General features: G+C 72.0%; 2 protein-coding genes. Both read right to left on the bottom strand.

Annotation, left to right across the window (positions count from 1 at the left end):
• Nucleotides 1-6,485 (bottom strand): SNF2-related protein (locus ACOJTC_RS20295; protein ID WP_420118057.1); only part of this gene is annotated, 6,485 nt, incomplete at its 3' end.
• Nucleotides 6,448-11,694: a RecQ family ATP-dependent DNA helicase gene (locus ACOJTC_RS20300; RefSeq protein WP_420118058.1), complete on the bottom strand. Its 5,247-nt coding sequence runs from the start codon at nucleotides 11,692-11,694 to the stop codon at nucleotides 6,448-6,450. The genes ACOJTC_RS20300 and ACOJTC_RS20295, both read right to left, overlap by 38 nt.
• Nucleotides 11,695-12,198: the final 504 nt, after the last annotated feature.

The raw sequence follows: 12,198 nt of genomic DNA on the forward strand, positions 1-12,198 counted from the left end.
CCGACCCCGTGCCACGCCGCGCCGCGCAACGACACCCCGAACTTTCCGCGCTCGAGCAGCTTGACCTTGCGGATCTGCGCGCAGGCCGGGCAGCGGCGATCCGGTGACGCCACGCACCGGCCACACAGGTAGTCGTAGCACAGGGCACATGGCATCACCGGGTCGGGACAGGCGGGGCAGGTGGCGGTCAGGCATGTGGCGCACACAGTCACATGTGCCACCAGGTGCTGCCGTCGGCAGACGTGGGCCTGGTGCAACTGCTGGCCTGTCACCGCGTCGGGGAGGTACCCGACGGTCTCCCCCGCGGCGAGCTGATAGGCGACGGTCATGGCGGTGCCGTCGGCGAGGCGCCACTGTTCCTCGATGGCCAGACCGACCGTCAGGTCCACCTCGCTGACACGGTGCTGCGCTGCCCGTCTGCGCAGCTGGGCCAGCAACGCCGCCGGCAGCACCCCCTCGGCGGTGGGCGCGGCGGGTGTCGTGCCGGGCAGGACCGCAGCTACCGCGGCGGCCGGGGACATGGCCGTACGGCGTGGCTGGCCGAACGGCAGCCGGGTGATCTGCCTCGTCGTGCGTCGTGCCAGCGGGGTGGCGCCGAGCAGGACCGGGCCGCGTACGTCCCGCACGGAGGAGTGCGCGATGACTGTCGCCAGCGTGCGCTGGCCGAGCAGTTCCACGCCCAGCGCGGCGCGAAGCAGGTCCACCTCGGTGTCGTCGGTCAACGAGTACCAGGTGGGCTTGTCGTCGCCATGGCGGACACCGAGTAGTCCGTGCTGCCCCACGACGGCGATCACCGCCGCCCAGCCGTCGAGGCTGGCCGCGGCGAGCACCTCGGGCGTGGGGTGCCAGCCGTCGGACATCCACGCTGCGACGACGTCGGGAACCTGCCAGTCTGCCGTCTCCTCGTGGATCTGGGCGCCGAGGGCCCGACGGCGGACGAGTCCACGCGCGGTGACAGCGACCGTGAGGGCGGTGTGCTGGCGGCAGGCGACCGCGACCGCAGGGGCCGGGGACGCCGAGACGTCACCGGCGGCGCGGCGGATGAGCTGCCGCCGGGCGGCCTCCGCCGACGTGGGCACCGGGACGTTGTCGACGCCGAGGGCGTCGGCCAGGTCGGCGCGCAGGGTGGGGTCGAGTCCGCTGGAGTGGGGGGCGTCGGCCAGCGACGGTGCGTTCCCGGCCTGCCGGGTGCCGTCGCGCCGCACCAGCCACTGGAAGCTCTCGCCCGGCTGGTAGGTGAGGACCAGCCAGTCGGGTGGCACCGGCACCATCCGGCTGGGGGTGGTGTGCAGTGCGACGTCGCCGCTGCCGGCGACCCGTGCGGTGGCCAGCAGCAGTCGGAGGAGTTCGGGGTCGTCGGCGGTCGCGGTCTCCCACCGTTGCAGCCCGGACTCTGCGGTGACCGCGATCTCCAGGCGGTGGGCTCCTCGCAGCACCGCCACGGTGCCGCCGTCGTCCTGGCCGAGGAGAACGGTCAGCCCATCGGCGTGCAGCGCTGTGGGAAGCTGGGCGATCTGCTCGTCGGTGGCCGGTGCTAGCGCCTGGCAGGTGCGGCAGGCAGGGCCCGGGCCGCAGGTCGGGCACACCTGCCGTCCGCACAGCTGGCAGGAGCGCAGAGGCAGGTGTCGGTCGCAGTCGCCGCAGGACCGGTCACCGCAGCGCTCGCATCGGGTGGCGGTGACCGTCGACGGGTTGTGGGACCGGCAGACGCCGCACGCCGGCCGGTGGCACGAGGCGCAGTCGATGACGGTGCCGTCGGGTCCACAGCAGGGCCCGTAGAGGCGGCGGCACACCGGGCAGGTGGCACCGTGCTGGTCGGCGAAGAGGTGGCCGCGGCTGTCGACGCAGACGGGTCCGTCGGCGACGCTGCCGTCGGTCAGCCGTGCCGCGAGTGCGGCGCCGGGCGCGATGAGCGTGTGCCCGGCGAGCAGCTGCGGATTCAGTGGGGCGGCCGGCGCGACGAGGTAGCGGCGGGTCGCGGAGCCGTACGGCGAGCGCCACCGCTCCTGCACTGTTACGTACTGCCCGATCGGCACGGGTGTCGTCGATTCGGCCAAGCCGACCAGCACGTCGCGCAGCCGCGCGTCGTCCACCTGCGTGGCGGCGGCGAATTCGCTGCTGGCCGCCCCGGTCGTCTCCGCGACGGTTTCCGGTTCGCCGTGGCCTTCGTAGAGCAGCGTGCGGGACACGGCGACGCGGCGGGTGACCATGGTGCCGTCGGCGGGGAGGCTGTAGCGCAGGTCCTCGGCCGGTGGGGCGGTCCACGGGTGGCGGACCACCGTGCGGGTGGGCGGGAGTCCGGCGGCGGCGACGGTGCGGGCGAGTTGCTCTTCCGCGGCGAGGGTGGCGCCGGGGATTCCGGGGACGAACAGGCTGCTGCTGTGTGTGCCGTCGGTGAGCAGGCACACGAACGAGGCGTGCAGCCCGTCGACTTCTACGCCGACCGGTCCCACGGTGGTGGCCGCCACCGGCCGGCAGGAGGGGCTGACCTCGTGGTGGCTGGGGGTCAGCAGCTGGCTGTCGGCGTCGGCCGGCAGCGGTGGCCGCTCTCCGTCGTGCCACAGCTCCCGGTAGTGGAACTGCCCGTCGGTGAGGTCGACGCGCTGGACCACGGCGTGCGGCACCGCGGCAACCGCCGGCGGCGCGGGGGACGGGGTGCGGCGGCGCAGGTCGGCCAGGAGCGCGGAGAGCCCGCTGTCGCCTTCCCCGACGACGTCCGGCCCGGTCAGGTCGGGCAGCAGGTCGGTGATGGTGGCGTCGATGTCGGCGGCGGCGTGGTCCTGCCAGGTCCACCAGGCCGACTGCTGTACGCGCGACCAGACGCTGCCGGCGCTGAGCACGTCGGGGGCGACCGGTGGTGTGGCGGCGACCAGGCCGGCGCCGGCGGGTAGCTGCAGTCGGGCGGCGAGGCCCCGCAGGCGGGCCCGGGCCGGGTCACGGACGTCAACGTCGGGCACCAGGGTGCGGCGAGTGGCATCGGCGGCGACGGCGACGGCGTGCCGGGCACCGACGAGCAGGTACGCCTTGCCGCCGAGGCGCCAGCCGTGCTCCCAGTCGGTGTCGAGTTCTGGGGCGCGGTGGGGCCGGGCGCAGCCGGCGCAGAACGCGCCGCTGCGGCGGCAGGTGGCGCAGGCGTTACGGCCACAGCCGGCGCATGCCTGCACCGTGCGGCGGGGCCCGCAGGCCCGACACCAGTCGGTGTCGCAGACCTGGCAGCCGGACAGGGCGCTGTGGTCGACGGCGTGGCCGTCTCCGCACAGGGCGAGGGTGTTCAGGGTGGTGCCGGTGGCTTCGCAGACCAGCCGGTGGTCGGTGAGGTTTCCCGTCCAGGGGTAGCGGATCTCCCGGGTGACGCCGCTGGTGTGTTCCCAGCTTTCGATGACGATCAGGCGGTCGGAGCCGTGCATCTCCAGGGTCAGCAGTTCCGCGCGCAGCTCGGTGTCCACGGCTGCGGGGGCGGGCCGTCGGGCGGCCTCGATGGCGCGCTCCAGTTGCCGTTCCCGCTCCATCACCTGCAGGTAGGTGTCCATGTTTCGGCTTCGCTGCCAGGACTTCTGCGCCTCGCCGAGCTGCTTCTCGAGGTTCGCGACGAGGGCTTCCTGCGCTTCGGCGCGGCGGCGTTGCTCGGCCTGCCGGGCGTCGCGCAGGTGTTGACGCAGGTGCACCGCTGCCTGTTGTTCCACGGCGTCGAGCACGGCCGCCTCGACCAGCGCGGCGGGCATCGGCGCGCCGTCGGGCAGCGCGGACCGGCACTGGCGCGGCGGCACGGGACGCCCGACGTCGACGGTGACGAGCTGCTGGTTTCCGCTGGTGGCACCCTCCTGCACCCGGTAGGTGGCCCGTGCCGACCAGCCGTCGTCGGGTTCCACGTGCCGCTTGACCATCCGCAGCTCCACGGTGTGGGCGACGACGGCGCGCTGGTGCAGGTGGGGTAGCACCGCGACGGTGCCGGCCAGGTCGCCTCGGTCCCGCAGCACCTCCAGCAACTCGTCGAACAGCTCGGAGCCGACGACGCACAACTGCGCCTCCGGGTGGTGGTCCAGCGCGGCGTTGGTGAAGGCCAGAAACAGTTCCGCGCGGCCACCGAACGCGGCGGCGAGCGGCGGGGGCAGCGCGGCGATGGTGAAGCCTTCGGCGGGGTGGGTCAGGGTCGCGCCGGCCAGCTCCAGGAACTGCCGGACGAAGCGTTCCAGGTCCTTCTGGCGGCGGCGGGGCTGCTGTGCCTGCTGCGGCAGCAGTTCGCGGGCCTCGGGCTGCGCCGCTCGCTGGCGGCGTTCCTCCTTGCGTTGGGCGAGCCAGTCACTGAGCCCGGCGTCGGCGCTCATCATGTCCATGGCGCGGCTGCGGGCCTGCTCCAGCTGCGCGCCGAGCTCATCAAGGCGGCGCTGCATCGTGGCGTCGCTCTTCGCGTACAGGGCGTCGAGGACGCGCTGTTCCATGCTGGAGTCCTGGGTGCCCTCCAGCTCGCCGAGGACGGTGACGACCTGACCGAACAGCAGCTCGAACATAGCGAGCTTGTCGTGCAGCAGCCGGTAGACGGACTCGTCGAGGGTATCGCGGGCGAACAGGTTGGCGATGTGCACGTCGCGGGTCTGGGTGAGCCGGTGCACCCGGCCGATGCGCTGCTCGACGCGCATCGGGTTCCACGGCAGGTCGTAGTTGAGCACGCAGTTGCTGACCTGAAGGTTCTGTCCCTCCGCGCCGGCGTCGGTGGAGACGAGGACCTGCGCGCGCCCGGATTTGAAGTCGGCGACGGAGGCGCTGCGGGCGGCGTGGCTCATCCCGCCGTGGAAGGGTGCCGCGCCGATGCCGTCGGCGTCGAGCAGCCGCAGGATGCCGCCGAGGGTGTCGGTGTGCTGGGTGAAGATCAGCACCCGTCCGTGTTCGTCGAGCCAGCGACGGACCACGTCCAGGGCGACCTGTTCGCGGGAGGTGTGTCGGATGTCTCCGGCGAGGTGGCCGATCTCGGTCAGGGTGTGCTTGAGTGCCCCGTCGAATTCGCGTTCGGCCATCCGCAGGGCGCTGCGGGACACGGCTTGCGGTGATGCGGTCAGCCGCAGCGCGAGTTGGCGGCGGCGCATCGTGTCGGACGGGCCGGTCATCCGGTGCCGCAGGGTGTGCAGGAGCATGTCGTAGAGCTGCCGTTCCGGTGCGGTCAGCGCGACGGCGTGATCCTGTGGCGGCATGCGGTGGACCCGGTCGACGCCGGCCTGCTGACGGGTGGTGCGCACAACCACGCTGCTGATGAGCTTGCGCAGTTCCGGGGCGTTGACTGGCTTACGCGGGTCGCGGCCGTCGACGAAGCGGCGGACGAAGTCCCGCTCGGAGTCGAAGGTACCGGGCCGCAGCAGCTCCACGAGGCGGTACAGCTCCAGCAGGTTGTTCTGCACTGGTGTGGCGGACAGGAACAGCACCCGCGGCGCCTCGGCGATGAGGTCGCCGATGATGCCGCGGGTCTTGCGGGCGCCCGCGCCCGAGAGCCGGTGTGCCTCGTCGACGATGATCAGATCGAACCGTTCGTCGAAGCGGTGGGCGTTGCGCAGTACCAGCTGCAGGGTCATGATCAGTCGGTCCTGGGCGAACGCCGTCGCGTCCTGGCCGCTGGCGACGACGGTGAAGTCCTCGTCGAACTTGTCGTGCAGCTCGTCGCGCCACTGGTCCCGCAGCGGCGCCGGGCAGATGATGAGCACCCGTTGGGCGAGGCCGCGCAGCATCAACTCCTTAAGAATCAGGCCTGCCTCGACGGTCTTGCCGAGACCGACCTCGTCGGCGAGGATTCCCCGCCCGCCCATGCGGGTCAGCACGGTGCGCGCCGCCGCCTCCTGGTGCGGCATGTGCTCGATGTGCGCGGCGTCGATGGCCAGCAGCTCGTCGAACTGGTCCAGGGTGGCCAGCCGCTCCCCCTCCAACCGCATGCTCAGCGCTTCGGCGGGGTCCCAGCCCCGCTGCCGCAGCGCGTCGGTCATGTGCGTGCGTGCGGTGTGAAGGAAGCCGATCTCGCCGCGCCAGGTGTATTCCTCGCGCTTGCGTAGCCGGTAGCGTCCGCCGGTGCTCACCCGTCGCTGCCGAGCGGTGTCGGCGCGGGAGCCGGCGCCGCTGGCCACCGGCCCGGCGGGTGCCGTAGCGACCAGACCAGGCAGGCGGGTCGCCGAGGACAGTCGCGCCCCCGGTGCCAGCACGATCAGCCGGATCGCCTCGCCGCCGCGGCGCTCCAGCCGCAGCAGGCCACCGACGCGTCCGGTGTCCTGCAGATACTCGGTCAGCGCCTCCCCGACGAGCCTGCGGCGCCCGGCTACCCACGTCACCGGCAGCGACTCCTGCTCGACGACGAGCGTGAGGTCCACCGAGTGGTTGGCCAGCCCCAGGCGGGTGGCCTCCGCGGGTCCGAGGGATACCTCGCCGCCTTCGAGCAGATCTGCGGTGATCGGCCGCTCCACACTCGACACGTCACCCACGTCGGCCTCCCAACCGCTCTCGCCCGTCATCGGTGATGGCCAAACTCGTGTAGGTCCTGCTGTCCCGCTGCACCCGCTGGCGCACCAGCAGGCCCGCGTCGAGCAGCTGATCGGTGGCCTGGTCCCAGCGCCGGTCCGCGCCGCGCACGTGCCGCAGCGCCCCGAACTGGGGGCACCGGCGCAGTCCGGCGCCGAGCGGCTGACCGCCGGCGAGCATCTCCACGCCGAGCACGGCGGCTTTCAGTCCGACCTCGCCGTAGCGGCCGGTGCGCAGGCCCGATGCCCAACTGACCGCCTGCAGGACCGTCAGCTCGACGTTGACCAGCTGTTCCGGGTCGGGCACCGCCGATGCGGGAAGGTCTTGCCACGGGGAGGTTCCCCCGCACACGTCGCAGGTCTCGTGATCGGGGCCGCACGTGTACGACGCGAACCCGAAGTAGTCCACGACGGTGGCGCGTCGGCACCGACCGGCGGCGAGGTAGCCGATCATCGCGTCGAGCTGCCGGCGCTGCCAGGTGTTCCACCGGCGAATCTCCCGCTGCAGCGCGGTGGAGTCCACCTCGTGGCTGCACACCCGCACCCGCCTGTAGCGCTGCGAGGAGGAGAAGGTGACCAGCCGGTCCAGCGACCAGGCGACGAGGTCACGTTCCAACGCGTCGGGGTCGACGCCGTGGTCCTGCTCGAGCCGGTCGAAGTCGATCCGGCTGCCCACCTGCGGTCGAAGCTTGAGCAGCACGGACAGCTCCCGGAACCGGCGTCGTTGCGGCAGATCCTCCGGCTCGCTGTTGCCGACGTGCACAGTGCCGCGTGCCGAGCAGTCCGGCAGCTGCTCCACCACGCCGATGCGTTCCAGCCAGCCCAGCAGCACGTTGAGCTCGTCCGACTCGACCGCCACGGCCTCGGCCAGCTGCTCGGGGTCGAACACCACGTCAGCGCCGCGGCGGCGCTGCGTGTGCAACAGCTGCAGGGTCCGCCTAGCCTGCCCCACGCGCACGGCGTCGGTGGTGTCGGCGACCTGCGCCCGGCGGCGGGCGATGTCCGCGCCGCTGTAGAGCAGGACGCATTGGCCGGTCAGGTCCGCCGCACGCGCCGCCCGACCCGCTTCCTGCGTGTAGGCGTCCAGCGACTCCGGCAGGTCGTAGTGCACCACCCACCCGATGTCGGGCTTGTTGACGCCCATGCCGAAAGCCTTGGTGGCAACGATGACCTGTGTGGTGCCGGCAAGGAAGTCATCCTGGACGGCTTCGCGTTGCTCCGGCACCATCCCCGCGTGGTAGTGCCGGGCCCGCACGCCCGCGCGGCGCAGCAGCGCCGCGACCTCCTCGGTCATGGCCCGCCGGGAGGCGTAGACGATGCCCGGCGAGACGCCCATCGCCGTGGCGATGCGCAGCAGCTCCCGGGCCCGCTCCCGCTCCCCACCGACCTGCGTCACCTGGAAGCGTAGGTTGGGACGGTCCGCCGGCCGGGACACCACCACCGGGTCGGTGAGTTCCAGGGTGTCGACGATGTCGTGGCGCACCGGTTCGGTGGCTGTGGCGGTCAGCGCCATCCGCGGCGCCCGGTCCAGGTGCGCCACCGCCCGGGAAACCCGCCGGAACTCCGGTCGGAAATCGTGACCCCAGTCGCTGACGCAGTGCGCTTCGTCGACCACCAGCGCTGCGAGGTCCTGGCGTTCCAACGCCACCCGCAGGACCGGGTCGCGCACCAGCCGCTCAGGCGAGACGTACAGCAGCCGCACCATGCCCACGGCGAGGTCCCGCAGGATCTCGTTACGCACGGCGGCGGGGGTGCTGCCGGTGATGCCCTGCACGCCGCGCAGGCCGCGGCGTCCACGCAGGTCGTCGACCTGGTCCTTGATCAACGCGACGAGCGGGCTGACCACCACGGTCGCGCGGTCCTCCCCGCGCAGCAACGCCGGCAGTTGAAAGCACAGCGACTTGCCGGTTCCGGTGGGCAGCACACCGACGGTGTCGGCACCGGCCAAATGGGCCAGCATCAGCTGCAGCTGCGCCTCTCGCAGCTCCTGCACGCCGAAGAGCACCCGGGCGGCCTCCCGCAGCTTCGGCTCCGGGTCCTCGCCGGGGACCAGGCGCAGCCGCTGCAGCGCGGCGTCGGCGTCGCTGCGAGCCAGCGACAGCGCAGCGGTCAGGTCCGGTTCCTCACCCGTGACGAACCGCAGGGCGTATCGCCACGCGTCGTCGCGGTCGCGCGCGTGGTGGATCTGCGGGCCAGGCAGCGTCGAGAGCAACAGCCGGTTGGCGGTGCCGGGCGACTGCATTCGACGGTCACAGATCAGCGCGACACCGCGGTCGGTCTCGCTACGGATCAGTCGGCCGAAGCCTTGCGCGAGTAGCACCGCCGTCTTGGGCACCAGGTAGTCCAGAAACGGGTCGCCACCTCGATCGGCCACGGCGCGGGCCCGGGCACTGACCACGGCGTCGTCCGGATGCGGGTACGGGGGCTTTTCGATGATCAGGTAGCTGAGCGTCTCACCAGGGGCGTCGAAGCCCTGCCAGTACGAGCGCAGCCCGTAGACCACACTGCCGGGCTCGGCGCGGAACCGGTCGGAGATCTCCGCCCGTCCGACCTCGCCCTGCACCAGCAGCTGCACGCCCCGCTCGGAGAGCGGTTCGGCGCGTTGGCGGACCAGGTCGGCGACGGCCTCCATCCGCCGGCGGGCGGCGAACAGGGTCATCGACCGTCCGCCGGTCAGCGACAGCAGACCGATCTGGTCGCGGGCGAACTCCTCGATGAACTCCCGCTCCTGGCTCGGCACGGGCACGGGGAGATGGTTGGTCAGCACCACCGCCGACTGGACCGAGTAGTCGAACGGGCTGGGCAGCTGCCGCCCGTCGAAGACTCCCGGCGCGGCGCTGCCGCGCTCCACGCGGATACCGAGGCGGGCGGCGAGGTAGTCGAAGCTGTCGCCGGTGGTGAGTGTCGCGCTGGTCAGGGTGACGCTACGGGCAGGACGCACGACACCGTCGACGAATGCGGGACCGACATCGACGGGGATGCACTCGAAGGTCCAGTCGCCGTGCCCGAGCGGCTCAGCGTCAGCGTCGGTGGGCACCGTCGCAGGCTCACCTTCGGTCTCCGGTTCCGCGGAGAGTCGGTAGACCCACAGATGCTCATCAGGCAGGTCGCGCAGCCGGCCGAGCACGTCGTGGGCGTCGCGCACCGCGCGCACCAGCCCGGCCAGGCGGGTCAGCACGGCCTTGAGCAGGCCGCGCACCCCAGAAGCCGCGTCGAGCAGGTGCTTCCTGCCCGCCGCCTCCGTCGCCGCCAGGTCCGCGGCCAGCTCCCGCAGGCCGCGTCCGGTGTGCCGCACCTCCTCGACCAGCAGCCGGTACTCCGGCCGCCCGAACGCCACCCCGGTGCGGGGCACGGCGGACCGCGACGCGCCTCCGTATTCGTGCAGATAACGCTGTACCGCCTCGGTCAGCTGGTCGCAGTCCTTGCGCATCTGACGGGCCGTCGCCGGCAGGCTGCGGCCCCGACGCAGGTCCAGACCGGCGCCGGCGAGCCGGCGCAGGTACCGGTCGAGCCCGTTCTTACCGTCGAGCCGCGCGGCCAGGACGAGAAGGTGCCGCCGGCTGACGGTCTCGGTCCATGCGGCCGTTAGGGAGTCTTCCAGTTCGTGAGCCTCGTCGAACACCAGGTCACCGCGGCCCTCGGCAAGGACGTCCCCGGGACTGCGCAGTCCCTCCTGGGCCAGCTTCGCCCATGTCGCGATCAGCGCGTGGTTGACCGCGACGACACCAGGCCGCTCGCGCATCCCGGTGAGCCGAGTGAACAGGGGGCATCGGGCAGCCCAGGCGCAGTCGTACCGTTCGCAGGACCCCGCGTCGGTGCGCAGGGTGTCCCGTGCGGCGCGGTAGCTGGCATTGGACCGCACGAGGTCCGCGTCGGCGACGTCGTCCCAGACGCCGGTCTCCCCCACGGCGAGGGCTCGCACGGCGACGGTCAGCGCGATCCAGTGACCGACGTCGGCGTCCTGGTCGGACGACTCCAACGCTGCAGCGATCTCACGAGAGCAGAGGTAGTTCGACACCCCGAACAGCTGACGAAACGGCGCGCGGAACAGCCCTTCGTTCCGCAGACGGGTCACGTCGCGGCGCAGCTGCTGCTGCAGCACCTTCGTCGCGGTAGCCACCACTACCGGCCGGTCGCGGCCCGCACGTCCGCCGGCCGGAGTGAGGTACGCCAGGGACTTACCGGTTCCGGTAGGCGCCTCGATGGCCAGCAGACCGCCAGCGTCGAGGACATGCGCCACCGCCGCCGACATCTCCCGCTGCGCCGGCCGGGCGGCGTACCCACGCTCGCCGAGCCGGCCGAACACGTCACGCACCGTGTCGACGGCCGTAGCAGGGGAATCGCCGGCGGATGTCAGCAGCGGATCCGGGGCGCACACCAAGGCATCGGCCACAGTCGGCGGCAGGGGAGCCTCAGGCAATAACAAGGCGATGTCCGAGCCGCCCGCGACGAGACAGGCACGGGCCAGCTGCCACGACGAGTCGGCAGGGTCGGCCCTACCGTCCAGTGCTCGCAGACAGGCCGCGATCGTCTGCGCCTCGCCGACTTCGACGCCATGATCACCAACCCGCACGCGTTCGTGCTCGCCGCCACGGCGATACTTCACGCCGAGGGCGGCACACACCTCACCCAACGTCCCCGTCGGCCGGGTCGGCTCGTGCAGCAGCGCCAGTACTCGCAGGTCGATGCGGCGCGCAGGCAGGCACTCGACGACGTCGGCCGGCAACCGGGACCACCCGGTCAGGCCGAATCCCACGACGGCGCTCGCCGTGGCGGTGAACTGCCGCACCTCGTCGAGCTGTTCGGAGTCGAAGGCCCGGCAGACGCCGTCGCGCATCCGCACCACGGCCAGGTGCACCGCGCCGTCGGCGGGCCGGTGAGGAACCACGACAACGACATCCGCCGACGTGATGCCCACGGGAGGGACGAGCTGGTGCCAGGCCAACCCCGAGGAGCCAGCAGCCGGCGGGGCCGCCGGCTGCTGGGGCTCGACGGGAACGGTCGGTGGAAGGCACAGACGGCCCTGCTCGTCGAGGACGAACGCGGCTGGGAACCGGTGCGGCAGGTTCGCCAGTCGAGCGGGGGACAGCACGATACCGCCGGCTCTCAGTGCATCGGCGACCTCGCCAGGCGTCATCGGTCCGCGCTGTGCGATCACCTCGCCGGCCACCGCGATGTTCGGCGGCAACGCCCGCGTTTCCACAACCACTCCCCCCGTACCTGCCCCTGATGCTGCGGCAGCGAAGGGTCAGCGCCACGGCGGGCTGCCCGGCAAGCCCTGCCGCACATCACTCGCTCTCTCGTCGGCCTGCGCTAGTTGCGCTTCGACAAGCAGCGAGCCGACCCAACCTAGCCAGCCCGTCCGCCGACGAGGATCATCCGGACGGACGGTGTTGCGACCAGTAAGCCAGCGCATGGTGTGCTGTCCTTACCGGCGGTGTGGCGTGATAACGCGCGAGGTATCGATTGAAGTAACGCCCTGGGACCGAACACCTCCCGACTTGACATCCCCTCGAACAGGGAGAAGTAGCTGCGGCTCGACTCCGCCGGAAGTGACGCCACCGGCGACACGAGCAGCGACCAGAGCCTGGATCGGTGCAGCCAGGGCATTCGTCAACTCAGTCTGCAATCCGACAGACACAGGAACATGTGCCATCCTCGCGTCCACTAAGGTCGCCGCATGGCCCCCTCGACTGCCACGCCGGCC

The organism is Micromonospora sp. (genome assembly GCF_048594385.1).
In the GTDB taxonomy this organism is placed as follows: Bacteria; Actinomycetota; Actinomycetes; order Mycobacteriales; family Micromonosporaceae; genus Micromonospora; species Micromonospora wenchangensis.